20 protein-coding genes and 1 pseudogene are annotated in these 26,262 nt (G+C 74.0%); 13 read left to right on the top strand and 8 right to left on the bottom strand.

Annotated elements, in window-relative coordinates:
• From RBH18_RS05065 to RBH18_RS05055, 3 genes are all read left to right on the top strand, one after another.
• Positions 1-952: MMPL family transporter (locus tag RBH18_RS05065; protein ID WP_306204751.1), on the top strand; the 952-nt coding region annotated here is incomplete at its 5' end.
• A gap of 13 nt (positions 953-965) precedes the next feature.
• Positions 966-1,649, top strand: a complete 684-nt coding sequence (locus tag RBH18_RS05060) for a response regulator transcription factor (RefSeq protein ID WP_306204750.1) — start codon at positions 966-968, stop codon at positions 1,647-1,649.
• Positions 1,646-3,130, top strand: coding sequence for a sensor histidine kinase (locus RBH18_RS05055; protein WP_306204749.1), 1,485 nt, complete (start codon positions 1,646-1,648; stop codon positions 3,128-3,130). Before RBH18_RS05060 ends, RBH18_RS05055 begins: the two co-directional genes overlap by 4 nt.
• On the opposite strand, the pseudogene RBH18_RS05050 reads toward RBH18_RS05055, so the two are convergent.
• Positions 3,040-4,995: pseudogene (locus RBH18_RS05050) on the bottom strand (endo-beta-N-acetylglucosaminidase); the annotation flags it as partial. The gene RBH18_RS05055 and the pseudogene RBH18_RS05050 overlap by 91 nt on opposite strands.
• Positions 4,996-5,160: 165 nt before the next feature.
• On the bottom strand, positions 5,161-8,745 hold the full coding sequence (locus tag RBH18_RS05045; RefSeq protein WP_306204748.1) for a S8 family serine peptidase: 3,585 nt from the start codon (positions 8,743-8,745) through the stop codon (positions 5,161-5,163).
• Between the two features lie 159 nt (positions 8,746-8,904).
• On the opposite strand from RBH18_RS05045, the gene RBH18_RS05040 reads away from it, so the two are divergent.
• Genes RBH18_RS05040 through RBH18_RS05030 form a run of 3 tightly spaced genes read left to right on the top strand, consistent with a single transcriptional unit; the run spans position 8,905 to position 11,218 of the window.
• Positions 8,905-9,207, top strand: coding sequence for a hypothetical protein (locus RBH18_RS05040; protein ID WP_306204747.1), 303 nt, complete (start codon positions 8,905-8,907; stop codon positions 9,205-9,207).
• A gap of 46 nt (positions 9,208-9,253) precedes the next feature.
• Positions 9,254-10,087, top strand: a complete 834-nt coding sequence (locus RBH18_RS05035) for a rhamnogalacturonan acetylesterase (RefSeq protein WP_306204746.1) — start codon at positions 9,254-9,256, stop codon at positions 10,085-10,087.
• 36 nt (positions 10,088-10,123) lie between these two features.
• Positions 10,124-11,218 carry an N-acetylglucosamine kinase gene (locus RBH18_RS05030; RefSeq protein WP_306204745.1) on the top strand — a complete coding sequence of 365 codons (1,095 nt, stop codon included), beginning with the start codon at positions 10,124-10,126 and terminating at the stop codon, positions 11,216-11,218.
• Here RBH18_RS05030 and RBH18_RS05025 read toward each other — a convergent pair.
• The gene (locus tag RBH18_RS05025; RefSeq protein ID WP_306204744.1) at positions 11,199-12,116 is read right to left on the bottom strand and encodes a MurR/RpiR family transcriptional regulator; all 918 of its coding nucleotides are present in this window, start codon (positions 12,114-12,116) and stop codon (positions 11,199-11,201) included. The two genes, RBH18_RS05030 and RBH18_RS05025, sit on opposite strands and share 20 nt — an antisense overlap.
• A 214-nt stretch (positions 12,117-12,330) precedes the next feature.
• Between RBH18_RS05025 and RBH18_RS05020 the strand changes: the two genes are divergently transcribed.
• From RBH18_RS05020 to RBH18_RS05005, 4 genes are read left to right on the top strand one after another with little or no spacing between them, the layout of a single operon-like run.
• Positions 12,331-13,239 carry an N-acetylmuramic acid 6-phosphate etherase gene (locus tag RBH18_RS05020; RefSeq protein ID WP_306204743.1) on the top strand — a complete coding sequence of 303 codons (909 nt, stop codon included), beginning with the start codon at positions 12,331-12,333 and terminating at the stop codon, positions 13,237-13,239.
• Between the two features lie 39 nt (positions 13,240-13,278).
• Positions 13,279-14,541, top strand: a complete 1,263-nt coding sequence (locus RBH18_RS05015; protein ID WP_306204742.1) for an extracellular solute-binding protein — start codon at positions 13,279-13,281, stop codon at positions 14,539-14,541.
• Entirely contained in the window at positions 14,538-15,437 is a 900-nt protein-coding gene (locus RBH18_RS05010) for a carbohydrate ABC transporter permease (protein ID WP_306204741.1), read from the top strand. The genes RBH18_RS05015 and RBH18_RS05010 overlap by 4 nt, the downstream gene beginning before the upstream one ends.
• A complete protein-coding gene (locus RBH18_RS05005; protein ID WP_306204740.1) occupies positions 15,434-16,252 on the top strand; it encodes a carbohydrate ABC transporter permease in 819 nt (272 codons plus the stop codon). The genes RBH18_RS05010 and RBH18_RS05005 overlap by 4 nt, the downstream gene beginning before the upstream one ends.
• Positions 16,253-16,261: 9 nt before the next feature.
• Here RBH18_RS05005 and RBH18_RS05000 read toward each other — a convergent pair whose 3' ends face one another.
• Positions 16,262-17,839, bottom strand: a complete 1,578-nt coding sequence (locus RBH18_RS05000) for a serine/threonine-protein kinase (RefSeq protein WP_306204739.1) — start codon at positions 17,837-17,839, stop codon at positions 16,262-16,264.
• Between the two features lie 39 nt (positions 17,840-17,878).
• Positions 17,879-18,748 carry a cyclase family protein gene (locus RBH18_RS04995; RefSeq protein WP_306204738.1) on the bottom strand — a complete coding sequence of 290 codons (870 nt, stop codon included), beginning with the start codon at positions 18,746-18,748 and terminating at the stop codon, positions 17,879-17,881.
• Between the two features lie 231 nt (positions 18,749-18,979).
• Here RBH18_RS04995 and RBH18_RS04990 point away from each other — a divergent pair, with 231 nt between their 5' ends.
• Entirely contained in the window at positions 18,980-20,794 is a 1,815-nt protein-coding gene (locus tag RBH18_RS04990) for an ATP-binding protein (RefSeq protein ID WP_306204736.1), read from the top strand.
• A 91-nt stretch (positions 20,795-20,885) separates the two neighbouring features.
• Here the strand turns inward: RBH18_RS04990 and RBH18_RS04985 are convergent, their stop codons facing one another.
• Positions 20,886-21,050: a hypothetical protein gene (locus tag RBH18_RS04985; protein WP_306204735.1), complete on the bottom strand. Its 165-nt coding sequence runs from the start codon at positions 21,048-21,050 to the stop codon at positions 20,886-20,888.
• Positions 21,051-21,220: 170 nt separating this feature from the next.
• Entirely contained in the window at positions 21,221-21,838 is a 618-nt protein-coding gene (locus tag RBH18_RS04980; RefSeq protein ID WP_306204733.1) for a TetR/AcrR family transcriptional regulator, read from the bottom strand.
• A gap of 127 nt (positions 21,839-21,965) precedes the next feature.
• Here RBH18_RS04980 and RBH18_RS04975 point away from each other — a divergent pair, with 127 nt between their 5' ends.
• A complete protein-coding gene (locus RBH18_RS04975; protein ID WP_306204731.1) occupies positions 21,966-22,724 on the top strand; it encodes an SDR family oxidoreductase in 759 nt (252 codons plus the stop codon).
• Positions 22,725-22,801: 77 nt separating this feature from the next.
• On the opposite strand, the gene RBH18_RS04970 is transcribed toward RBH18_RS04975, so the two are convergent.
• A complete protein-coding gene (locus RBH18_RS04970; protein WP_306204729.1) occupies positions 22,802-23,170 on the bottom strand; it encodes a hypothetical protein in 369 nt (122 codons plus the stop codon).
• Between the two features lie 136 nt (positions 23,171-23,306).
• Between RBH18_RS04970 and RBH18_RS04965 the strand changes: the two genes are divergently transcribed.
• On the top strand, positions 23,307-26,240 hold the full coding sequence (locus RBH18_RS04965) for an AfsR/SARP family transcriptional regulator (protein WP_306204728.1): 2,934 nt from the start codon (positions 23,307-23,309) through the stop codon (positions 26,238-26,240).
• Positions 26,241-26,262: the final 22 nt, after the last annotated feature.

The raw sequence follows: 26,262 nt of genomic DNA, 5'->3' as shown, positions 1-26,262 counted from the left end.
GTACGGCCCGGGTGTCAACGGTCCGCTGGTGGTCGTCGTCGAGGGGGCCGGGAGCGGCGCCACCGCGGAGGCCGTCATGGACAAGGTCGGGACCATGCCCGGGGTCGCCGAGGTCAACGGGCCCATCCTGACCGGGGACGAGCGGGCCGCCCTGGTCCGCATCGTGCCCACCACCGGACCCCGGGACGGCGCCACCGCCGAGCTGGCCGACGACGTCCGCGCCGCGATCCAGCCGATCGGGGCCGGGACCGGTCACTACGTCGAGCTGACCGGCCTCACCGTGGTCAGCCTCGACGCCGTCGAGCAGATCGACAACGCCATGCTGCCCTTCGCGGTCGTGGTGGTCGGGCTGTCCCTGCTCCTGCTGCTGCTCGCCTTCCGGTCGTGGACCGTGCCGCTCAAGGCCACCGCGGGCTTCCTGCTCTCCGTCGGCGCGGCCTTCGGCGCCATGGTGGCCGTGTTCCAGTGGGGCTGGCTGGCCGGGCCGCTCGGCGTGCCCCTGGTGGGCCCGGTCCCGAGCTTCGCGCCCATCATCGTGATGGCGGTGCTCTTCGGGCTGGCCATGGACTACGAGGTCTTCCTGGTCTCGGCGATGCGCGAGCACTACGCCCGGCACGGCGACGCCCGGGAGGCGATCCTGGCCGGCAGCCGCGACGCCGGGCGGGTGGTCGTGGCGGCGGCGGTCATCATGATCACGGTGTTCGCGAGCTTCATGTTCTCCCACGACCCGAACGTGATGCCGATCGCCCTGGCGCTGACCGTCGGCGTGCTGGTCGATGCGTTCGTCGTCCGCCTCACGCTCGTACCGGCGGTGCTGAGGCTCCTGGGTGACCGGGCCTGGCGCCTGCCGCGCTGGCTGGACCGGATCGTGCCCAAGGTGGACATCGAGGGCCACCAGGTGGCGGAGACCAAGGACATCGAGATCCGCGAGCCCGAGCCCGAGCTCGTCTGAGAGGGGAAGACCGATGGACCGCGTGCTGGTGGTCGACGACGATCCGGGGATCCGGGGCCTGCTGACCTCCGCACTGCGGTTCGCCGGCTACGAGGTGGACGCGGCGGCCGACATCCCCGAGGCGCTGGAGGCCGTCCGCACCGCCCTGCCCGACGTCATCGTCCTGGACGTCATGCTGCCGGGCGGCACCGGTTTCGACGTCCTCGCGCTGGTGCGGGCGCAGTCGATCGGGGTGCCGGTGCTGTTCCTGACCGCCCGCGACGCCGTCGAGGACCGGGTGCGCGGGCTGCAGCTGGGCGGCGACGACTACGTGGTCAAGCCGTTCAGCGTCGTGGAGATCGGGGCCCGGATCGAGGCACTGCTGCGCCGGTCGCGCGGCGCGGCGGTGCCGGTCGGGTCGGCCCTGAGCTTCCGGGACCTGTCGGTGGACCCGCAGCGGCACGAGGTGCGCCGCGGCGACCGGCTGATCAAGCTGTCGCCGACCGAGTTCAAGCTGCTGCACCTGCTCATCACCCGGCCGGGCCAGGTGCTGTCCAAGGCGCAGATCCTCGAGCAGGTCTGGCAGTACGACTTCGGCGGCGCCTCGGTCGTCGTCGAGCGCTTCATCTCGAACCTGCGCCGCAAGGTCGACGAGGGGCACGAGCCGCTGATCCACACCGTCCGGGGCGTCGGCTACACCCTGCGGTCCGAGCGATGAGCCGCTGGTGGGCCGGCATCCGCGGCCGGCTGCTCGCGGGCTTCCTGATGCTCTTCGTCCTGGCCCTCGCCGCCAGCGGGATCATCACGGCGTTCCTGGTCGACGACTACATCAACGAGCGGTCCGTGACCAAGCTGCGCGACGACGAGCGGCGGATCACCGCCCTGGTCGGCTCCGGCCCGCAGACGATCAACGCCGACCAGTTCGAGACCATGCTCGGGCCGCCGCTGGGCATCATGGGCCAGGACCGGGGCGGCGACATCCTCTTCGCGATCGGGTCCAGCGCCGGCCGCGAGTACGAGCTGGCCCGGCTGGCGAGCACCGCCGCCCCGGGACAGATCCTCAAGACCAGCGACGACGTCGTCGCCGTGCGCATACCCACGCCCGGCATGCGGATGACCTACGACGACCGGGACCCCGACGCCGTCGCGCAGCTGATCCTGGTCAACGACGCCCAGGTCGACAGGCGGACCATCCTCGGCTACGTCGGCAGCATGGCGGTCATCGCGTCCGTCGCCGTGGTCGTCCTGATGGGCCTGGCCGTGGTCGTCCTCCACGTCGGGCTGCGGCCGCTGGCGGAGATGGCCCAGGCCGCCGACGCCATCGCCGAGGGCTCCAGGGACGAGCGGCTGCCCGTCTCCGACCGCCGCACCGAGACCGACGTGCTGGCGGCGGCGGTCAACCGGGCCTTCGACGCGCAGGCCCGCGCCGAGGACCGGGCACGGACCTTCGCCGCCGACGCGTCGCACGAGCTGCGCACGCCGCTGGCCACCATCTCGGGATGGCTCGAGCTGCACCGCCAGGGCACGCTCGGCGGGCGGGACCTGGACCAGGCCGTCGCCCGCATCGAGGACGAGGTGGGCCGCATCCGGCTGCTGGTCGACGAGCTGGGGTTGCTGGCCCGCCTCGACACCGGGCGGCCCCTCGACAGCCGGCCCCTCGACCTCGCCGAGCTGGCCGACAGCGTCGTCGAGGACGCGCGCGTCATCCACCCCGACCTCGACATCGAGCTGCAGGCGCCACCCGCCGGGCTGCCCGCGACCGGCGACACCGCCCGGCTGCAGCAGGTCCTGCGCAACCTGGTCGGCAACGCCGTGCAGCACAACCCCGCGGGGACGAAGATCCGCCTGACCCTGTACGCCGACCACGCCGGCGCCCGGGTCGACGTCACCGACGACGGCTCCGGCATCCCCGCCGCCGACCTGCCCCGCCTGTTCGACCGCTTCTGGCGCGCCGAGGCCAGCCGCAGCCGCGACTACGGCGGCTCGGGCCTCGGCCTGGCCATCGTCCAGGCGATCGTCCGCGCCCACGGCGGCCGGGTGACCGTCGACTCCCGCGTCGGGCAGGGCACCACGGTCAGCCTGCACCTGCCCGGGCCGCCGGTTCAGGGAGTGGTGCGTGCCGGGGCGGACCGGCCTCCCTCGGGTCCGACCGCCTCCACCTCGACGGTGCCCGGTGTGTCGAACCCCGCGACGAAGTAGGCGTCGTTCGTGGTGCCGCCGAGGTAGGTGCGGGTGCCGTCCGGGGCGCGGCGGAAGACGTCGTAGTGGTGGACCGGCCCCGGGGCGGGAGTCCAGGCCAGGCGCAGGGACCTGCGGCCGGCGGACACGTCGGTCGCCCCGATCACGGCCGGGTCGGCGGGGGCGGCGACGGCGTCCACCGCACCGTCGTACACGGCGAGTCTGCCGACGCGGACCGCGTAGTCGTCGACCGGCTCGGGGGCTGCCACGTGCAGGCCGAGCTGGGCGATCGTGCGGCCGGCGTACGGGGAAAGGTCGAGGGTGGTGGTCTCCCACCCGGTGCCGGCGGCCGGTGCGAGGTCGAGGGTGGTGAACGTGGTGGGGTCGTCGGTGAAGGACACCGCCGCAGCGAGGTGGGTGGCGCCGGGCTGCGGGCTCTTGACGGTGACGGCGAGCCTGGTGTCCGCGGTGACCGGCAGGCGGGTCTGATAGAGCCGGACGGTGTTCGCGGCATCGAGGCGGCCGGTCAACTGCAAAGAGCTGCCCCCCTCGTACGCGTCGGAGAAGTCGGCGGACGGCGTCAGCTTCGTGCCGGAGGACTGCACAACCCACCGGTACGTGGGCGGCACGTCCTGCAGCGACAGGTTGTTCCAGCCGCCGGTGCCCAGCCGCTCGCCGGCGATCGCGTAGAAGTCGCCGTGCCCGGCGTTGAAACTGGTCACGAACGGCTTCGCGGTCACCGGGCTCGACTCGGCGACATAGCTGGCCAGCCCCTTCCACGCCGAGGTGGTGGACGTGTCCGAGGGGTCGCCGTGGGCCCCGACCCAGTAGCGCGCGTCCCGGGCGTAGAAGTCCGCGCGCGAGGCCGACGACTTCCACGTCCACTCGGGGCGGTAGAGGCCGAGCCCGGTGACGTGCGGCTGACCGTCCGGGAAGACGGCGCTCCACGGCACCGAGGTGTTGTAGCCGTTGGCCTCCGTGTCGATGCCGGCGTAGAGGTCGTACTCGCTGCGGCCCAGCGCCCGGGCGTTGGCGCGCGAGGCGTTCTGCTTGCCCGCACTCCAGCCGAAGTCGAGGAACATGGAGTCGGCGCCCTCCTGCAGGAAGGCGTCGTTCGCCGCGGTGAGGCCGTCCTGCCAGGACACCGCGCCGCTCTCGGTCATGGCGTCGTACCACATGAAGTCGATCGGGCCCTTGCCCTTGGCGTAGGTCATGGCCCGGCGCAGCTCGGTCGCGAGGGCCGCGTCGCCGCCGCCGGTCTCCTGGTTGATGAACCAGCCCTCGAAGCCGTAGAACTGTGCGACCTGCACGAGCTTGTCGGCCACGGGATAGGTGTCACCGTCCTTGCGGACGAAGTCGCGGACCCACTGCAATTGGCCCCCGTACGCGGCGGGCGGGAAGAACACCGTGCCGTAGACCCGCACGCCGTTGCGGTGTGCGGCGTCGATGACCGTGGGATTGGGAGCGAGAATGAGCCCTTCACCCGCCGAACCGCCCCAGAACACGAGCGTGTCGATGTATTGCCAGTACGGAAAGGCGTAGTAGTTCGCGTCCGCCGAGCCCTGCGACGGATTGCCGGAGGTCGGCGCGAAGGACACCAGCGACGCGATTTTCCCCTCGCCGGAGCGGGCATTCGGGTTCGCCTTGAGCGCGGAATCGGCGGTCCGTGGGGCGAGCGGCACCCGGGACCGGTTGAAGCGGGCGTCCGGGTCGGTGGCCGGGTCCCAGGCGAGGATGCTGCTCGGATACCAGTAGGAGGCGAACGGCTGATCGCCCGGCGCCGCGGCGGGTCGGGTGCCCGGCGCTGCGGTGGCGGGACCGGGTGGCGCGCCCGCCAGGGCCAGCAACGCGATCAGGCCGGGCACCAGCAGGCGAAGCGCTCTCATCGGCGTCCCCTCCACTGTGGCAACGATGTCAACGCTGCGCCCCACGCTAGGGATCACATGCATGTCGGTCAATGTCAGTACTCGGGCAACTTGTCCCGGCCCCCGCATGGTGACGCAGGGCGCGGCGAAGGGCCGCGGCGAAGGGTCGCCGCGGCCCTTCTTGGACTACTTGAGGCCGAAGGCTCGGGTGATCGTCTGGGTGACGCTGTTGCCGTGCGTGTCCTTCGCTCCCGCGCGCAGCGTCACGTACTGGGCGTGGAGCGGGGCGTGCAGGTTCGCCGTCCAGCCGTTCCCGGTCCTGCGGAGGGGCTGGCTCAGCCAGGTGGCGCCGTCGTCGTAGGAGACGTCGAGGGTCGCCGAGGTGATCGAGCGCGAGCTGGGTGCTCCCGGCAGGTGCGACGGCAGGAGGGTGATGCCGGTCGAGCGCGGCGCCCGGTGCTCCGGGTCGGTGTCCACCTCGTAGTCGAGCTGGATCAGCGGGAGCCGGGTGGTCGTGGCGTCCGACTGGAAGTCCCACGCCGTCCGGGTCTCGTGGGAGTCGGTGGCGTTCTGCTTCGTCGTGGTGACCAGTCGGTAGGGGAGCCGGCGAGGGCTCAGCCCCGAGTTGCTGTCGATCCAGTTGTACGCGTTCTGCTCGATGATCGAGTCGCCCTGGGTGAGAGTGGCGGTCATCTCGCCGCCCTCGGGGAAGGCGACGCCGGCGTGGTCGGCGCCGGAGTCGCCCCAGCCGGGGATCTCGGCCACGATGCGGTCGCCGGCGCGGTACGGGAGGGTGACGGCGTCGTTGATGCGGGGGCGCTGGATCGCGCCGAGCCACTTCTCGGTGGTGCGGGTGCCCGGCCGGTAGGTCTTGGTGCCGCCGAGCTGGAACGAGTACAGGTCGTCCATGTCGGTCGACCACGTGACGCCGTCCTGCACGGTCACCCAGTCGGTACGGAAGCGGTCCGAGCGCATCAGCAGGGTGGTGCCCGTCTTCACCGGCAGGTCCGGATTCTGGTCGAAGCGCTTCTCGGAGATCTCGCGGCCCGAGGTGCGCTGGAAGTCGACGTCGACGCGGGCCAGCTCGCGCTCCGACGGCCGGTAGGTGACCGACCCGGGGACCGCGTTCTGCCAGTGGCGTACGAGGTCGTACAGGTAATCGGTGGTGGGGTGGGAAGTGACGCGCAGGGTCACGGGACCCTTGCCGAGCCTAGTGATCAGCCGTTCGCCCTCGTCCTTGGTCACCGACACGACCGCGAGCGCCGTCCGGGAGGTGGCGTCGAGGTAGCGGCCGGGTTCGTCGTTGACGATCAGGAGCACGGCGGCGCCCGCCTTCTCGGCCGCTTCCACCTGGGCGTCGAGGTCGCCGCGGCGGACGACCGCGATCTTACCGCGCAGATCGCCGGTGAGGGCGGCGCGGAGCAGCTCGGTGCCCTCGGCCGGTGCGGTCGAGCCGGGCAGCAGCGCCAGGTCGTCGTAGCCGTCGATGGCCAGCACCGGCTGGATCTTGCGCCAGCGCGCGGTGATCGACATCGTGCCGTCGCGGGACTTCTGGCCGGGGACGACCCACATGCTGTCGTACCAGCGGGAGAGGATGTACGAATCGGTGGCCGACGCCGTGTCGCCCAGCTCGCGGTGATAGTCCAGCCGCACCTCGGCGTCCGCCGTCTCGCGAGGCGTGACCGCCTTGAGCTCGCGGGTCGCCGCGGCGTCGAGCGACAGGGTCATGTCGTCCTCGACCGTCACGGTCGGCGCGGTCAGCAGCGCGACGCCCCGGGAGTTCGGGCCGTGCGTGCCCTCCACGTCGCCGTACATCCACACCGCGTAGCGGCCCTGCGGGAGCAGCACGTCGATCGGGCTGCCGTCCTGCGTCCAGAAGTTGTAGTAGCCGCCGGCCGGGTCGCCCTCGCGGATCAGGTTGATCGAGCCGGGCATGGGCTCGCCGTTCCGGCCGGTGGGCTTGATCACCAGGTGCCGCGGCTGGTCCTCGGTGCTCACGCCGACGATCGTGTCGGCCAGCCGGCTGCCGTCCGCGCCGGTCGCGACGACGCTGCCGGTGAAGTGGCCCTTCTGGGTGATGCGGCCCAGGTCGGCCGACACCGTGACCGAGGCGGTCCCGCCCGCGGGCACGGTCACGCCGGGTGCCGACAGCGCGAGCAGGTCGGTTCCCTCCAGGCCCAGCTCGAGTACGACGTCAGCGGCGCCCGTGTTCGTGTAGGTGATCTGCCGCTCGGCGGGCCCGGCCGGCTCCTCGTCGAGCGGGTGGATGCCCAGGTACGCCGACGCGGTGGCGAAGAGCGTCGCCCCGGTGGTCGCGGCGATGTCGAGGCGGCCGCTGCCCCCGTCGTACGGGCCGTAGTCCGGCGTTTCCCGCGCCGTGCTCACCAGGGCGTCCTTGAGCTGCGCCCCGGTCCAGTCCGCGTGTTGCGCGGCAAGCAGGGCCGCGGCGCCGGCCACGTGCGGGGTGGCCATCGACGTGCCGCTCATCGTGCGGTAGAGGCCCTCGCCCTCGGTCGAGAACTGCGAGCGGGCGGCCAGGATGTCCACGCCCGGCGCGGTGATCTCGGGCTTGAGCGCGCTGTCCACCAGGCGCGGGCCCCGGCTGGAGAAGTCGGCGACGTGGTCGGCGGCGTCCACCGCGCCCACGGTCAGCGCGGCGTCGGCGGCGCCGGGCGAGCCGACGGTCGTGGCGTCCGGGCCGCTGTTGCCCGCCGCGATCACGAAGAGGGCGCCGGTCTCGGCGCTCAGCTCGTCGACGGCCGCGCTCATCGGGTCGGTGCCGTCGGTGGGGCTGCCGCCGAGGCTCATGCTGACGACCTTGGCCTTGCGCTCGCGGGCGGCCCACTCCATGCCCGCGATGATCCACGAGTCCTGGCCGGAGCCGCCGTTGTCGAGCACCTTGCCGATCTCCAGGTCGGCGCCGGGGGCGACACCGCGCTCGAGGCCGTTCGAGCCGGCGCCCGTGCCGGCGATGGTGGAGGCCACGTGCGTGCCGTGGCCGTGGCGGTCGGTGACGTCCTCGCCCGGGACGAAGCTGACGCTCGACTCGACCCGGCCGGCCAGGTCCGGGTGTGCCGCGTCGACGCCGGTGTCCAGCACGGCGACGTCGACGCCCGCGCCGGTGTTCCCGCCGGCCCAGACCTGCGGGGCGCCGATCTGCGCGACGCTGTCGGCGAGGGCGGCGTGCACCTTGCCGTCCAGCCAGACCTTGTCGATCCCGTACGCGAAGCTCGTGCTCGTGCCGGTCAGCGACGTCCAGAAGTCCGCGGCGCGGCGCCGGTCGGTGGTCACCGCCCGGCCCCGGATGCTGGGCAGCGCGCGTACCTCGGTGCTGGCCTCCGGCAGCGTGTCGGCGCGCCGGCTCGTGGCCGCCGCCCGATAGCCGAGGATGACCGGCAGCTTCCCGGTCGCGCCGTCGCCGTAGCCCTCACGCAGCAGATAGGTGACGTTGAACAGCCGCTTGTCCAGCAGACCCTTGCCGACGTACGGCAGGGCGCTGTCCGGATACACGTAGGTGTCCGTGCCGACCGTGGTCACGTGCGCGCCGACCTGCTCGCCGTCCGGGCCCTGCACCGTGGTGACGCCCGGCCGGACCGTGACCTTGTCACCCGTGATCAACGTGATGGTCGTCCCGGCCGCTGCGCCGGCGCTGCTCGCGGCGGCGGGGGCAGTGGTGGTTCCTCGCGCGTGTGCGGGCGCCGGCGTCACGGCCAGCGCGGTGACGGCCGCCACGGTGAGCGGCACGGATCTGCTGAGGGAAAAGAGCGTCAACGGAACACCCCGACTCGATCAGAGGCTGGAAGTGCCGCTGACGCTACAAGCACGACCATCGATGTCCGTGGGCCCGAGCGGGACCCTTAACGGCCCCGAAACCGAACGTGTAGCCACCCGGAACATCCGGCGCCGGACCCGTGCCGGATCATTTCCCGCATGGCTGTGCTGGTGGAGATCCACGTTCCGTTGACCGGCGACGTCGTCGACTGGGTCGACGACATCGGCGACTACCTGATCGACCTCGAGGAGGAGCTGGGCATCGAGGAGTACGACGACGGCGAGGAGTACGGCGACGTCTACATCTTCTTCATCGCCGGCGTGAACGAGCGGACGCTGCTGAGGGCCGCCTCCCGGGTGGCCACCCGGAAGGGGGTGCCGGCCGGCGCCTTCGCCATGGTGACCAACACGAACGCGCCGCAGTTCGGCATGGGCCGCAAGGTGCCGCTGCCGGTGCGCTGAGCCCGGGCCGGGTTGATTAATCGACGTACGTTGATTTAATGGCGGGATGGGAATCGCGCGGAGAAGCGTGCTCGGTGCCGCCCTCGGCGGCGCGACGACGACGGTCTGGGGGCTGCCGGCGCGCGCGGGCGGGCCCCGGCGGACGGTCTTCGTGGCGGGGGACTCGACCGCCGCCACGTACGCCACGGCCGACGTCCCGCGGGCCGGCTGGGGGCAGGCGCTGCCGGTCTTCCTGCGGCCCGGGGTCGCCGTGCACAACGCGGCGCTGTCCGGGGCGAGCTCCAAGAGCTTCGTGGACCTCGGCCGGCTCGACCTGATCCTGGACGCGATCCGGCCCGGCGACACGCTGCTCGTGTCCTTCGGGCACAACGACGAGAAGATCGAGGATCCCGCCCGCTACACCGAGCCGTGGACGACCTTCCAGGACCATCTGCGGCTCCACGTCGACGGCGCCCGGGCCCGGCGGGCGCACCCCGTGCTGGTCACGCCGGTCGAGCGGCGCCGGTTCACCGCGGACGGCGAGCCGTACCTGTCGCACGGGGAGTACCCCGACGCCGTGCGCGCCCTCGCGACCGAGACGCGGACGCCGCTGATCGATCTCACGGCGCTGTCGTTCGAGCGGTGGGGCAGCCTCGGCACGGACGGGACCAAGGACGACTTCCTGTGGCTGGACCCGGGCGAGTCGGTCAACTATCCGGCCGGCGTGGCGGACAACACCCACTTCCAGGCGCACGGCGCGATCGAGGTGGCCCGGCTGGTCGCCGCGCACGGGGTGACGCTGCCCGGCCGCGACCTCCCGGCGATCCGCGACCAGCACATCCCGGACGACGTCCTGGTGTGGCCGGCGACCCGCCCGGCGGAGCGGGAGCCGGCCCGGTGACCAGGCCCGTTGCCGCCGGGCCCGGGAGCGACCGGCTTGGGTGACATCGTCATCGGGGCCGACGCCGGGGGCACGTCGACCCGCGTCGCCGTGGCCACGCCCGCCGGCGAGTGGCTGGCGACGGCGGAGGGCGGCGGCGCGAACCCGACCACGCACGGTCCCGACGCGGCCGCGCGGGAGCTCGGCGGGGTGGTGCGGCGGGCGCTGGCCGGGCTGGAGGCGCGGGACGTACGCGCCGTGGTCGTGGGGATCGCCGGGCGGGCCACGCTGGACGACCCGGCCGTGGCGGACCTGTTCGCCCAGGCTGTCGGGGTGCCGGTACGGCCGGTCTTCGTGGCCGACACCGAGGTGGCGTTCTGCTCGGCGACGCCGGCGCCCGACGGGACGGTGCTGGTGGCCGGGACGGGGGCCATGGCCGTGGGAATCCGGGACCGGACGTCCGCACGGACCTCGGACGGCCTCGGCTGGCTGCTCGGCGACGAGGGGTCGGCGTTCTGGCTGGGCCGGGCGGCCGTCCGGGCGAGCATCGCGGACCTCTGCCGGACCGGCCCGGCGACGGCGCTGACCGCGGCGGTGGCGAACCACCTGCTGGAAACGCCGCCGGGTGGCGGGCCGGCGGGGCGGTCGGCGCTGATCCGGGCGGTGGCGGCGCGGCCCCCGATCGCCCTGGCCGAGCTGGCGCCGCTGGTCACCGCGGCGGCGAGCGCCGGCGACGCGGTGGCCGGGCTGATCTGCGACGACGCGGCCGGGCGGCTGGTCCGGCTGGTCCGCGACGTGCGCGAGCCGGGGGAAGAGACACCGATCGTGCTCCACGGAAGTGTGGTGCGCGACCCCGGCTCACCGATCGGGCGCCGCGTCCGCGACCTGCTGGCGAAGCGGGCCGACGAGGCGGCGGCGAACGACGTGCCGGCGAGCGACGTGCCGGCGAGCGACGTGCCGGCGAGCGACGTGCCGGCGGGTGACGTGCCCGCGGGTGACGCGGTGGCGGGTGACGTGCCGGCGGGTGACGTGGTGGCGGCCGCGGACGGCGTCGTGGGGGCGGCGTGGCTGGCCGTGCGCGGCATGCGGCCCGGCTGGGCAGAGGACCGCCTGGCCGAGGTGCACGCCCGGCTCAGGAGCGGGGCTGCGTAGGGCGGCGCGGGGTGTGGCGGGTGCCGACGGCGGTGCGGGTGGCGTCGAGGGCGGCGACGGTCTGCCCGTACGAGCGCTGCGCCACCCCCACGAACAGATAGTCCACGACCGTGAGCTGCGCCAGCCGGCTGGCCATGGCCCCGGACCGGAACGTGGTCTCCCGGGCCGCGGTGGTGAGCACGTGCTCGGCGGCCGCGGCGATCGGGGAGCGGGGGAAGTTGGTCAGCGCGACCGTGGTGGCGCCGTGGGCGCGGGCCTCGGTCAGGCAGTCGATCGTGTCGGTGGTGGTGCCGGTGTGCGAGATGCCGAGGGCGACGTCGCCGGGGCGCAGCAGGGCGGCGCTGGTCAGGGCCACGTGGGTGTCCGCCGAGGCGAAGGCGACCCGGCCGATGCGCAGCAGCTTGTGCTGGAAGTCCAGGGCGACGAAGGCGCTGGCGCCCACCCCGTAGAGGTCCACGCGCTGCGCCCGGACCAGCGCCTCGACGACGCGCTCGAGGACGGCGAGGTCCATCTGGGCGCCGGTCTCCTCGACGGCGCGGGCGTCGGCGAAGGTGATCTTTTCGACCACGCGGGCGAGGTCGTCGCCCGGCTCGATGTCGGCCGCGAGCGCCCGGCCGTCGTGCCCGGCCCGGCTGTTGCGCCCGGACTCGGCGGCCAGCGCCAGCCGCAGCGGGGGATAGCCGGAGAAGCCGATCGCCTTGCAGAAGCGGATGACCGTGGCCTCGGAGACGCCGGAGGCGTGGGCCAGCTCGGTGACCGTCAGCGCGGCGGCGGCGTCGGTGTCGGCCAGCACCTGCTCGGCCACCTGCCGCATGGACGGCTGCAGGCTGGGCAGCAACGCCCGGATGTGGACGGCGGTGGCGGCGCCGGGCTCGGCCGCCTCGGGAACTCGTGCCATGGCGCTCAAAGCTAGCCCAAGCGCCCGCGCGGATGGGCGAAGGTGCTGCCCATCCGCGGGCCCCCGATGCCGATCACTGTCCCCCCGTCGACCCCTGAGCCGACAGGTAGGAAGGTTACGGACAGCCGCCGAGGACAGTCAATAAATTTCCTGCGCCGGATCGCCGACTGGTAAAACATTGACTCATTCGCGTCGATGGTGGGAAGTTTTCTACGTGACCGCGCAGACGCCTCCCTGGGTCGTCGCTCCGACCGAGGAGCGCCACCCCGGCACGGTCGGCATCGACCTGGCCGGGACCCTGGACATGCTCCGGATGATCAACGACGCGGACGCCACGATCGCCGCCGCGGTCCGCGCGGTCCTGCCGGCCCTGGCGACGGCGGTCGACTACGGGGTCGCCACGCTGCGGGGCGGCCGGCGCGTGCACTACTTCGGGGCGGGCACCTCGGGGCGGATCGCGGTGATGGACGCCGCCGAGCTGCGCCCCACCTTCGCCCTCGACCCCGAGCTCGTGGTCGCCCATCACGCCGGCGGCACCGACGCGACCGTCCGCCCGATCGAGAACCTCGAGGACGACGAGGCCCGGGGCGCCACCGACGCCGGCGGCCTGCAGCCCGGCGACCTGGCGCTCGGGCTGACGGCGAGCGGCCGCACCCCGTACGTCCTCGGGGCCTTGCGCACGGCCCGCGCCCGCGGCAGCCGCACCGTGCTGATCTCCGCCGATCCCGGCGCGCGCTTCGGCGCCGAGGTCGACGTGCACGTCGGCGTGGCGACCGGCCCCGAGGTCATCGCCGGGTCCACCCGCATGAAGGCCGGCACCGCGCAGAAGATGCTGCTCAACGCCTTCTCGACCGCGCTCATGGTGCGCATGGGCCGGACGTACTCCAATCTGATGGCCGCGGTCGGCGCCCGCAACGACAAGCTCCGCGGCCGGGTCGTGCGCATCCTGGTCGAGGCGACCGGCCTCGACCCGCGGGTCTGCGCCGACGCCGCCGACCGGGCCGGCGGCGACTGCCGCGTCGCACTGGTCTGCCTGCTCGCCGGCGTGCCCGTGGACACCGCGCGCCGGGCGCTCGCCGAGTCGGGCGGAGCGGTGCGCCAGGCGCTGACCCTGGTCGGCTGACCGAACCGACGGCTGCATCACCGAACGGAGATGGCCACGATGAGAACGCGCAACGGGTTCGCGGTTCTCGCGCTGGCGGCCACCCTGGCCGCCTCCGCCGCCTGCACCGCGACGGGTTCCCCCGACGACCGCACCACGCTCACGCTGTGGTCGTGGCGGCCGGAGGACGTCGCCGCCTACGAGCGGATCCTCGACACCTTCCACGACGCGCACCCGGACATCCGGGTCGAGGTCAAGGCCTACAAGTCCACCGAGTACAACACCATCCTGGCCACCGGGCTGACCCAGGCCGGCGGCCCCGACGTCATGCAACTGCGCGCCTACGGCGGCCCGCAGCCCCTGATCGACGCCGGCAACCTCGTGCCGCTCGACGACCGGGTCACCGGCCTCACGAACTTCGAGAAGAGCTCGCTGGACGGCGCCCGCGGCAAGAAGGACGGCAAGGTCTACGGCGTGCCGCTGGAGATGTCCACGTTCCAGATCTACTACGACAAGGACCTCTTCGCGAAGCACCGGATCACGCCGCCGGCCACCTGGGAGCAGCTGACCACGGCGGCGCGGAAACTGCTCACGCTGGGCATCACCCCCTTCGCCACGGCGGGCAAGGACACCTGGCTGCTTCCCCTGTACGCCGACACGTTCGCCGCCACCCGCTACGGCGGCCCGGCCTTCGAGAAGAAGGCGCTGGCGGGCGAGGCCACGTTCACCGACCCGGACTATGTGGCCGCTCTGGACGTACTCCAGCAGTTGAAGCCGTTCTTCCCCGAGGACATGATGGCGCTGGGCGAATCGGATGTGCAGACGTTGTTCGCCACGGGCAAGGCGGCCATGATCCCGGAGGGCTCCTTCGCGCTCGCCCCGCTGAAGGCCATCAACCCCCGGCTGAACCTGGGTGTCTTCAACGCACCGCCCCCGCCCGGCGCCGTGCTGGCCGAGCCGCTGCAGGTCGGCTGGGTGGACGCCTCCTACGGGCTCAACGCCAGGTCGGAGCACCAGGCCGAGGCGCTGCAGCTGCTGCAGTGGATGACCACCGCCGAGTTCGGGCAGCTGGTCGCCGACACGCTGAAGCAGCTGTCGCTCGTCAAGGGCGTCCGGCCCGCCGACCCGCTGCTGGCCCAGCTGGCCGAGGCCTACCGGGCGGCCCCGACGCCGTACCTGATGCTCGTGGACTTCCGCTACGGCACCCCGACCGGCAGCGACCTGCAGGCGGCCGGGCTGCAGAAGATGCTGCTCGGGCAGCAGACCGCCGCGCAGGTGGCCGCCGACATCCAGACCGGCGTCGCGCAGTGGTTCCGGCCGTGAGACGAAGGCTGATCGCCTTCTGGTTCGTGCTGCCGGCCTTCCTGCTCTACACCGTCTTCGCGGTCTACCCGCTGCTGTCGGCCCTGGCGAACAGCTTCTGGCGCTGGGAGGGCACCGCCCGCGCCGGGTTCGCCGGGGCCGGCAACTTCACCGGCCTCTTCACCACCTTCCCGCTCGACCAGCAGCTGTGGCCGGCCTTCTGGCACACCATGGCCTTCTTCGCGGGCACGATGCTGATGCAGAACACCGTCGGCCTGCTGATCGCGGTGCTGCTGGCCGAGCTGCCGGTCGCGCGGAGCTTCCTGCGTACGGTGTTCACCGTGCCCTACCTGATCGGCGCGCTGGTCGTCGGCTACCTGTGGAGCCTGCTGCTGAGCCCGGTCTTCGGCCCGGTCGGCGCGGGACTCGAGGCGGTCGGGCTGGACACGCTGGCCCGCCCCTGGCTCGGCGACCCGGCCACCGCCCTGCCGGCCGTGATCCTGGTCAACGCCTGGCACCACCTCGGCTTCCCGATCCTGCTCTTCGGCGCCGCGCTCGCCGGGCTGCCACCGGAGTACGCCGAGGCGGCCCGGGTGGACGGCGCCGGCGCGTGGCAACGCTTCCGCCGGGTCACCCTGCCGCTGCTCCTGCCGTCGATCGGCGTCGTCTCGATCCTCACGTTCCTCGGCTCGATGAACACCTTCGAGCTCGTCTACGCCCTGTCCGGCGCCCAGGGCAACCAGCCCACCGGGCCCGCCGGCGCCACCGACGTGCTCGGGCTGCTGTTCTACCGGATCGCCTTCGCCGAGGGCGGCAGCAACGCGATCGGCCAGTCGTCCGCGCTGGCCGTGCTGCTCTTCGTGGCCACCTTCGCCGTCGCCGTGCCGGCCGACCGGATCATCCGCAAGCGCTCATGAACCGGGCTCTGCGCCTGGGCGGCTACCTGCTGCTGTGGACGTACGCGGCGGTCGCGCTCGCCCCGATGCTCGTGATGGTGCTCAACTCGTTGCGCCCCAACGCCGAGGTGCTGTCCGCGCCGCTCGGGCTGCCCGACCGGGTGGACCTGACGAACTACGCGACGGCGTGGACCGAGGCGTCCTTCTCGACCTACGTGGGGAACTCGGTGCTGGTGACGGCCGGTGCCGTGGCGCTGGACGCGGCGGTGGCGCTGCCGGCGGCGTACGCGCTGGGGCGGATCGGCTTCCGGGGCCGGGGCGTGCTGATCGCGTACTTCCTCGCGGGTCTGATGTTGCCCGTCCGCCTCGGCATCCTGCCGACCTTCCACCTGCTCGGCACCCTGGACCTGATCGACTCGAGGCTCGGCCTGATCCTGGTGTACGCCGCCGGCGGCATCCCCTTCTCGCTCTTCGTCATGACCGCCTTCTTCCGCGGCCTGCCCGCCGAGCTCGACGAGGCGGCCCGCCTCGACGGCGCCGGCGAGCTGCGCATCTTCGCCCGCATCATGCTGCCCCTGGTCAAGCCCGCCGTGGCCACCGTGGTCGTCTTCCGCTTCGTGCCCCTGTGGAACGACTTCTTCTACCCGCTGGTCCTGCTCCGCGGCTCGGACCGCTACACCCTCCCGGTCGGCCTGACGCAGTTCTTCGGCGAGTTCCAGACCAACTGGTCGGCGCTCTTCGCGGGCCTGGTCATCACGACGGTCCCGCTGATCGTCCTCTTCGCGGTGGCCACCCGGCAGATCGTCGAGGGCCTGACCGCCGGGCTGCACCGCTGAACCCTGCGCTCAGAGCCTGCGGATCTCGGCGTCGCGGAAGGCGACGGTGCCGTCGGGGCTCTGGTCGTCGGTCTCGAGGCCGAGCTCGACGTGGCCGGTGCGCAGGCGGCGGTCGGTCACCGGGGCCCGGCCCACCGGCAGGCCGTCGACCTCGACGGTGGCCACGCCGCCCCGCAGGCGCAGCTCGACGCGGTGGTCGCCGCCGCCGGCGAGGACGGGGGAGCGCACGGTGCTCAGCGTCGACCGGTTGTCGTCGGCGTCGCGGGAGAGGGTGACGTGGCCGGCGCAGAGGAAGAGGTTGTAGCCGAGGTCGTCGCTGACCCGGCGGAAGCCGATCCAGCCGCAGCTGTGCGCCCCGAGCAGGGCGACCGTGACGGCGATCGACTGGTCGCCGGCGATCCGGTCCGCCGGGCCGGGGCAGGAGTTGGCGCCGGAGCCACGGGCGGTCACCACCATCCGGCCGTCGGCGAAGGCGCAGGTGCCCAGCTCGTCGGTGGCCGCGGACCAGCGGCCCGGCTGGTCGAGCCGGTCGCCGATCAGCAGCCGGCCGGCCGGTGTCGCCGACGGGGACGGTCCCGCCTCGGGGACGGGGGCGGCGGCCGGGTGGCGGTCCTTGAGGGCCCAGGCGCCGGCCGCGGCGAGCGCCACCAGCGCCGCGGCAGCCACCGTGAGGCCCCGGCCGCGGCGCCGGCGTGGGGCGGCGCCGGCCCGCGCTGCCTGGGCTGCCCGGCGCAGGTCGGTGCCGCCGGTCAGCTCCGCCGTGCGGTGCGAGCCGGTGTCGAGCAGCAGCTCCAGCAGCTGGGCCGCGGTCGGCCGGTCGGCCGGGTTCTTCGCGAGCGTGCGGGCCACGATCCCGCGCAGCGGCGCCGGGAGCCGGCCCAGCTCCGGCGGCTGGGTGAGGATGCGGGCGGCGGTCGCGGCGGGGGAGTCCGCGGCGAAGGGGGTACGGCCGGTGCCCGCATAGGTGATCAGCACGCCCCAGGCGAAGACGTCGGCGGCCGGCCCGGTGCCGGGGCCGTCGGTGTCGAAGCGCTCCGGCGCCATGTAGGACACCGTGCCCACCATCTGGTCGGTGCCCGTGTGATTGCTCGTGGCCTCGAACGGGCGCGCGATGCCGAAGTCGATGACCTTCGGGCTGCCCAGGGCGAAGAGCACGTTGCGCGGCTTGAGGTCCCGGTGGATGACGCCGGCGCCGTGGATCGCGGCGAGGGCCGTGGCGACGCCGATGGCCACGCTGTCCAGCTCGCCGCCGGACAGCGGGCCGCGATCGTCGATCACCTCGGCGAGGTCGGGGCCGTCCACGTACTCGACCACCAGGTAGGGCGTCGCGTGGTCCGGGTCGGCGTCGAGCACCGGCGCCGTGCAGAAGGACGGCACCGCGCGGGCCCGGTTGACCTCGCTGCGGAAGCGGCCCCGGAACTCGGCCTCGCTCGCCAGATCGGGCCGGATGACCTTGACCGCGACCGGCCGTCCGTCGCGGCCGCGGCCCAGGTAGACGGCGCCCATGCCGCCCGCCCCGAGCCGGCCGAGCAGACGGTAGCCTCCCAGCTCCGCGGGGTCACCGGGCTGAAGCGGTTGAGCGGGCATGACCCGGTACGGTACCGCCGCTCCACACCGGACGAAAGGTCAGAAGATGGCCAGCGGGTTGACGGGCAGGCCGGTCGTGCCGGTGATGCGGGGGACCGCGACGACGAACTGGAAGGTCCAGCGGCCCAGCCGCTCGCAGGTCTCCGCGAGCCCGGAGGGGTCGGCGCCGTCGATCAGGGGGATGGCCAGCCGGCCCAGGGCGAAGCGGTGCAGGGCGCCGGGCACCTCGCCGGGCAGCGGCGGGTGGGCGTCGCCGATGTCGCCCGCGTAGACGGCGACCCCGTGCTCGTGCAGCCAGCGCACCGCGTCGAGGGTCAGCCCCGGCAGGGCCTGGCCGCCGTCGCGGACGCGGTCCCAGCCGCCGCGCACCACCACGGCGTCGCCCGGGAGCACCTCGACGCCCGCGCGTGCCGCGGCGGCGTCCAGGACGGCGTCGGTCACGGCGGAGCCCGGGTCCAGCCGGCCGCCGGGCGCGAGGTCGAGCAGCACGCCGCGGGTGACGATGCCGCCGGCGTAGACGTCGGCGGCGCCGTGGCGTACGCCGGTCGGGCCGGAGCTGTCGGCCGCGGCGACGCCCGGGTAGACCTGGCCGCCCTCGGCCCAGTGGCCCAGGGCGTCGAGGTGGGTGACCTCCGGGTGGTGGGTGGTCACGATCATCACCTCGGCCATGGCGGGGGCGCCGGTGCCGGTGAACTGCATGACCGTCTGCACCGCGGTGGTGGCTGCCGAGGCGGCCGCCATCGGGCCGCCGGTCAGCGGGAACGGGACGGTGGCGCGGGCGATCGACACGGTGTGGCCGGTGCGGGCCTCGGCGGCGGCGCGGGCGCGTACCTCGTCGGTGATCAGGTTGACGGCGCCGCGCTGGTCGGCGGCGCCCCACCGGCCCCAGTTGCTCGGGAAATCAGACATGTCTTGATCGTCACCGGCCGGCCCGGGGGTCAAGTGCCCATTCCGGTGCCCATTCAGGCCCTGTGTCGAAGTGGGGACCGGGCTGCGGCGGGCCCAGACGCCGCCTGGCCGCACGCCGCGATCACCCACATCCAACACCGGGATGCGGGCGACCACGTCGCACACCCAGCCGACGCCTGGACCTCGCCTCGCCGTCGGCCCCCACTTCGACACAGGGCCTAGGGTCGGGGCATGACGCGGCTGGGGCAGACCCTGGACGATGTGCGGCGGCGCTCGCTGGTGGGCCGCGACGCCGAGCTGGCCCTCTTCCGGGAGGCGCTGGCCGGCCCGGGCCTTATTTTCGTGCACGGTCCCGGCGGGGTGGGCAAGTCCGCGCTGCTGGACGGCTTCGCGGGGCTCGCCGCCGCCGCGGGCCGCGAGCCGGTCCGGGCCGACGCGCGGCATCTCGCCCTGGCGCCGGAGGCCTTGCCCGTGCCGGCCGGGCCGCGCCCGGTGCTGATCCTCGACACGTACGAGCTGCTGGAGCCGATCGACGACTGGGTGCGCGAGCAGTATCTGCCATCGCTGCCGGGCGGGGCACTGGTGGTGCTCGCGGGACGCCGGGCGCCGGGGCCCCGGTGGCGCGCGGACCCGGCGTGGCGGGCGCTGACGCGGGTCGTCGAGCTGGGCAACCTGGCTGCCGGGGACGCGCGGGCGCTGCTGGCCGCCCAGCACGTCGCCGCCCCGGCGCGGGAGCGGCTGGTGGCGATCAGCCGTGGCCATCCGCTGACGCTGTCGCTGCTGGCCGACGCGGCCGGCCGGGGCGCCGAGCCGCGTACCCTCGCCGACGTGCCCGACGTGGTGGGGGCGCTGGTCGGTCAGCTGGTCGAGCAGGCGCCGAGCCCGCGGCACCGGGCGGCGCTCGAGGCGTGCGCGCTGGTGCCGGCCACGACCGAGGACTATCTGCGCGCGATGGTCGGGGGCGACGCCGGGGAGCTGTTCGGGTGGTTGCGCACGCTGTCGTTCGTCCGCGACAGCCCGTACGGGCTCTATCCGCACGACGTGGTCCGCGACGTCCTCGACGCCGACCTGCGCTGGCGCGACCCCGAGCGCTACGCCGAGACGTACGCCCGCAAGCTCGTCGCCTTCCGCGACCAGGTCCGGGCGATGTCCGACGAGCGGGCGCAGCTCGAGGTGGTCGTGCGCATGGTCGTGCTCAACGGCGCCCGCTCCCGGCTCGACCTGCTCAACGCGCTGCCGCCCACGATGGGCGCGTACGCCGACCGGCTGCGCCCCGGCGACGAGGCCGGAGTGCTCGCCATGGCGGCCGGGCCGGACCTGGTCGCGTACTGGCTGCGGCGGCAGCCCGAGGCGTTCCACGTCTTCCGGACGGCCGGCGGGCAGCTGTGCGGGTACGCCGCCTGCGTGGAGCTCGACGGCACCGACGCGGGCGTGGACCCGGTCGCCGATGCGATGTGGCAGCACGTGCTGCGCCAGGATCCGCCGCTGCCGGGGGAGCGGGTGCGGGCGTGGCGCTTCTTCGGCGACCGCGAGCGGGGGCAGGGCCCGTCGCCGTCGATGACGCTCTTCGTCGCCTGCCAGATGCTCGCCATCATGAAGCTCCGCGCCGACGTCGCGTGGACCCTGGTGGGCGGCCTCGATGACGCGGAGTCCTGGGCGCCCACCATGGAGTTCCTCGACTTCTGGCCGGCCGGCCCCGGCTACGCCCACGACTGGCGGCGCACCGGCGTGGACCGGTGGACCCGGCAGCTGCACGCCCGTCACCTGGGCGCGCCGGTGCGCCGGGAGCCGCCCGTGTCCCGGGCCGAGTTCGCCGACGCCGTACGGGCGGCCCTGCGCGCCCCCGGCAGGCCGGACGGCCGGCTGGAAGCCGGGATCGCCGCGCTCGACCCGGCGGCGCGGGAGCTGCTGACCCGGACCTACCTGCGGCCCACGATGACCCAGGAGCGGCTCGCGGTCGCGCTGCACCTGTCGTTCAACACCTATCGGCGGCACCGGGACCGGGCCGTCGACCAGCTCGTCGCCTGGCTGTGGGAGCACCGATAGGTCCACATCGGACGTGAAACCCGGGGGCACCGGCGCTGCGCCCGGTGCTCATCGACCGGACGACCCGTTCCCCGGATCGGCTGACCGGGGATCAGTCTCCCGCCGCGGCGTGCTGCGCGGCGATCACCCGCTGCCTCTCGACGGCGCGGAACCGGTCCGCCTCCCGGGCGTCCTGGAGGTGCTGCGAGGTGGCGACCCGTTGCGCCAGGATGAGCTGCTGCGTGACGGCGGGGTCGCCGGGCGAGGACGTGGTCATGGAGGCAACCTTCCTGGTAGCTGTTCGGGTGCAGGGCCCTCGCATCGGCCCCGCCGCCGCCCACGTGAGCCCCCTGAGCCGCCCTTGAGGCGATCCTGAGCAACCCTGCCCCCGCGCTGCTCAAGACCCCTGATCTCCCGGCCGGACCCCGCGCGGCGGTGCCGAACCGGTCAGGCGGGCGGGTTCGTGCCGTAGATCAGGCGGAGGATCGCGTCGGTGAGGGTGTCGAGCAGGGCGTCGTCGTCCCAGGCGGTGGGGTCGGCATAGGCCTCGGCGAACATCGTGCTGCGCAGGTGCACGGCCATGCGCGCGAGCAGGGCGGGCGGGCCGCCCACGGTCAGGCCGGCGCGGGCGTGGCGCTCGATGCGCTCGGTGAAGAGGGCGCAGCCCCGGTCGACGAGCCGGTCGCGGACCTCGCGCACCTCCGGGCCGGGGTCGGGCGCCACGAACGCCTCGCGGAGCCAGCGGCCGTCGACCTTCCAGCGGGCCAGGCCCGAGGCGAGGGCGCGGCGGAGGGCGTCGCGGCCGAGACCGTCGGCGGCGAGCCACTCGGCCGTCTCCAGGCCGGACTCCGCCATGCCCTGGTCCACCACCGCGGCGAGCAGGGCCGCCTTGGACTCGAAGTAGAAGTAGAACCCGGAGCGGGTGATGCCGGCCGCCCCGGCCAGCTCGTCGATCGTCACCTGGCTGATCGGCTTGTCGCGGAAGACGAGCCGGGCGGCGTCGACCAGGGCCTGCTCCCGCTGGTCGCCCTTGGTGGGAGCACGGCGACTCCGGATGGCTGGCACGCCGCGATCCTACTTGATTGACGTCACATCCGTAATTTTTGACGCTGCGTTGAAAACAGCCGTCACCGCGTCTAGCGTGGGGCGCATGCCTTATTCCGAGGCCTCCGCACACCGTGAGGAACGCGCCATGTTGACTGACAAGATCGCCCTCGTGACGGGCGGCAGCCACGGCATCGGCCGGGCGATCGCCGAGCGGTTCGCCCGCGACGGCGCGGTCGTCGGGGTCGGATACGGCCGGGACGGGGGCGCGGCGGCCGACACCGTCGAGGGCATCCGCGCGACCGGCGGCCGGGCCTTCGCCGTGCACGCCGAGCTGGGCCTCCCCGGGGACGCGGCCCGGCTGTGGGCGGCCTTCGACGAGGCGGGCCGCGAGCACGTCCCGGACGGCAAGCTCGACATCCTCGTCCACAACGCCGCCAAGGGCAGCTTCAGCCGGCTGGACGGGCTCGCCGAGGAGGAGTTCGATCAGGTCTTCGCCACGAGCGTCAAAGCGCCGTTCTTCATCACCAAGCTCGGGCTCCCGCGGCTGCGTGACGGTGGCCGGATCATCTCCGTCTCCAGCGTCGCGGCCACGCTCGCGAGCCCGCACCTGATCGCCTACGGCGCGAGCAAGGGCGCCCTGAACGCCTTCACGCTCAGCCTGGCCCTGGATCTCGGGCCGCGCGGGATCACGGTCAACGCGGTGTCGCCGGGCGTCGTCCTCACCCGGAACAACGCGCACCTGCTGGAGGACAAGGAAGCGGCGGCCCGGGCCACCGCGCGCGTCGCCCTCGGCCGGCTCGGGGAGGCGGCGGACGTGGCGGGCATCGTCGCCTTCCTTGCCTCCGAGGACGGGCGCTGGGTGACTGGGCAGGTCATCGACGCCTCGGGGGGCACCGCGCTCTGAGCGCGCGGACCGCCACCGCCGTCCGGGCCGCGGGTGCGGCCCGGACGGTGATCCCCCCTTGTGTGGTCCGCTGCGGGTTACGGGGTGGCGTTGTAGTAGTGCATGTCGGCGGGCGTGATGCCGTCCCAGTTGGTGCCGTCGGTCACGAGGGTGCTCCAGTTGGAGCCGTCGGACAGCAGGCCGGGCGTCCAGTCGATGTCCCAGTGCATCATGTGCGCGATGACCGGGCCGGCGTTGTTCCAGTTGAGGTCGTGGTGCATCAGCTGCGCGAGGGTGCCCCAGCTCATGTCGTGGTGCATCAGGCCGTCCGCGCCGGCCGTGACGATCCGGGTCCAGCGGCTGTCGGCCGCCGGGCTGAGCGCCGTCGCCGTGACCGGGGCGGCCAGGGCCGCCGCCGTGGCGGCCGCGAAGGCCGCGACCGCGGCTTTCCGGTGAATCTGTCGCATTGTCGTCCCTCCCCGTGGTGGTGCCGGACATTTCCGCGGACCAGTGTCGGATGCGGCGCTCCCGGGCCTGTCTCGGTGGGGTATCGGACACCCTCGGCGCGGTATCGGTGCGGGCCCGGGCCGTAGACTGGCGGCCATGGAGGACGTCGTCCACCTGCGACTTCTTGGTCAGTTCGAGGTTGTCGACGGGGCCGGGACCATCGAGCTCGGCGGCGGCCGGCAGCGGATCGCGCTCGCCGTGCTGGCGCTGGCGGCCAACCGGGTCGTCACCGTCGAGCGGCTGATCGAGAGCATCTGGGACGCGCGGCCCCCGGCCACGGCGCACCGGCAGGTGCACATGGTGATCTCGGTGCTGCGGCGGGCGCTGCGGGCCCTGGCGGACCGCGTGGAGATCCGCACCGAGCGGAACGGCTACCGGCTCGTGGTCGCGGACGGGTGTGTCGATCTGCTGCGGTTCGAGGCGGACGTCGCGGCGGGCCGGCGGCTGCTCGCCGAGCAGCGGACCAGGGAGGCGGCGCAGGCGTTCCGGTCCGGGCTGGCGTGGTGGCGGGGCCCGGCGCTGGGCGGGCTGGACGGGCGGTTCCGGCCGGAGGCGGCCCGGCTGGAGCAGGCTCGGGCCGACGCCTGGGAGTGGTGCCTGGAGGCCGAGGTCGCCGGCGGGGAGGCGCCCGGCACGCTGTCCGATCTGGAGCGTGCGCACGCGGAGCATCCGTTGCGGGAGGGCATCACGGCGGCGCTGATGCTGGCGCTGTACCGGGCGGGCCGGCAGAGCGACGCCATCGGGGTCTACCGGCGTACGGCCGCCCTGCTGGCCGAGGAGCTCGGGGTGGACCCGGGCCCGGCGCTGGCCGCCCGGTTCACCGAGATCCTGCGCGCCGACGCCGGGCTGACGGCGACCGCCGGTGCGCCCGCGCCGGGGCCCGAGCAGCTGCCGGTGGACGTGTCGTCGTTCACCGGCCGGCAGGATGAGCTGGCGGCGCTCGACGCGTTCGAGGCCGGGGTCGTGGTCGTCTCCGGCACCGCGGGCGTCGGCAAGACCGCCCTGGTCACGCGGTGGGCGCATCGGCGGCGCACGCGGTTCCCGGACGGGCAGCTCTACGCGAACCTGCACGGCTACGGGCCGGACGAGCCGACGGGACCCGCCGAGGCGCTCACCGGCTTCCTGCGGGCGCTCGGCGTGGCCCCGCAGGACATCCCGGTGGAGACCGAGCGGCTGGCGGCGGACTTCCGGACGCGCGTCAGCGGCCGCCGCATGCTCATCGTGCTCGACAACGCGGCGACGGTGGGTCAGCTGCGCCCGTTGCTGCCGGGGGCGCCGGGCTGCCTGGTGCTGATCACCAGCCGGGACAGTCTCGGCGGGCTCGTGGTGCGCGACGGCGCCCGGCGGCTCGACCTCGACCTGCTGCCCACGGCCGACGCCGTCGCGCTGCTGTCCGCGCTGGTCGGGCCCGGGCCGGTCGCCGAGCTCACCGAGCTGGCGGGGCTGTGCGCCCGGCTGCCGCTGGCGCTGCGGGTGGCCGCCGAGCTGGCGCAGTCGCGTACGGGGGAGCCGTTGTCGGGGTTGATCGCCGAGCTGGCCGGCGAGCAGGACCGGCTCGACCGGCTGGACCCGGGCGGGGACCCCTACTCGGCGGTGCGGGCGGTCTTCTCGTGGTCGATGCACCACCTGAGCGAGCCGGCCTTCCGGCTCTTCGCACTGCTGGGGCGGCATCCGGGCGCGGACTTCGACGCGTACGCCGCGGCGGCGCTGACCGGCGGCGACCTCACCGCCACGCGCCGGGCCCTCGACGAGCTCGCGCGGGCGCACCTGATCCGCCGCGAGCCGGGCGGGCGCTTCGGCATGCACGACCTGCTCCGGGCGTACGCCCATGGCCTGCTCCGCGACGACGAGGCCGCCGCCGATCTGCGGCGCCTCTACCACCACTATCTGGCGGCCGCGGCCGCGGCGGTGACGACGCTCTACCACTCGTTCGGCGGGCGGGCGCCGGCGGTGGAGCCGTCCGGCACGGTGCTGCCCCCGCTCGCCGATCGCCCGGGCGCGCTGGCGTGGTTCGACCGGGAGCTGTCCACGTTGCTCGCCGTCACCGCGCGTACGGCGGACAATGATCCGCCCGGGATAGCGGCCCGCCTGCCCGCCGTGGTGCAGGACTATCTGCTCTCCGGCCGCTATGCCGACGGGCTGACGATGTGCGAGCTGGGCCTGCGCGCCGCGCGGATGGCCGGGGACACCATGGCGGCGGCCCGGCTCGAGCAGGCCCTGGCCGTGCTCAACCTGCATCTGGGCCGCACGGCGATCGGGGTGCGGCACGAGGAGACCACGCTCGTGCTGCTGCGGCAGCACGGCGACGCGGTGAACGAGGGCCGCATGCTGTGCCATCTGGGCGACGTCCGCAAGTCGCGGTGCGAGTACCAGTCGGCGGCGGACTACTACGCGCGGGCCCTGGGCGTCTTCCGGCGCGAGGGCTACCGCAACGGCATCGCCGGGTCGATGACCTCCATGGGCAACGTGCTGCGCCGGATGGGCCGGCGCCGGCAGTCGATCGCCTTCCACGAGTACGCGCTGCGGCTCTTCCGGGAGGCCGGCGACGTCGCCGGCACCTGCATCGCGCTGCACAACCTCGGCCACACCCAGGCGGATCTGGGGCTGCTGCGGCCGGCCCTGGCGAACCAGCGGGAGGCCATGCAGCACGCCCGGGACGTGGGCCACCTGACCACGCAGGCGGTGGTGCTCAACGCCATCGGGGCGATCCTGGGCCGGCTGGGCGACCGGGCGGCTGCGGCCGACCACCACCGCCGGGCCCTGGAGCGGTGCCGGGAGCTGGGGGAGCAGCGCTTCGTGGCCGCGGCGCTCACCGGGCTGGGCGACACCGCCCGGGCGGCCGGGCAGCCTCGCGAGGCGCTCGCCCACCACACGGCCGCGCTGCACGCCGCCCGCGCCGGCAACTGGCGGGACGAGCAGGCGCTCGCCAACGCCGGCCTGGCCGCGGACCACGCCGCCCTGGGGGACGAGATCCGGGCCGCGCAGTACCGGGCGGCGGCCCTGTCACTCGACCCCTACCTCCGGCCGTGACATCGATGTGCATCAATGTTAA

Source organism: Actinoplanes oryzae (assembly GCF_030757795.1).
GTDB lineage: Bacteria > Actinomycetota > Actinomycetes > Mycobacteriales > Micromonosporaceae > Actinoplanes.
The sequence above is the reverse complement of the archived record's forward strand: the minus strand, read 5'-3'. Positions and strand labels throughout refer to the sequence as shown.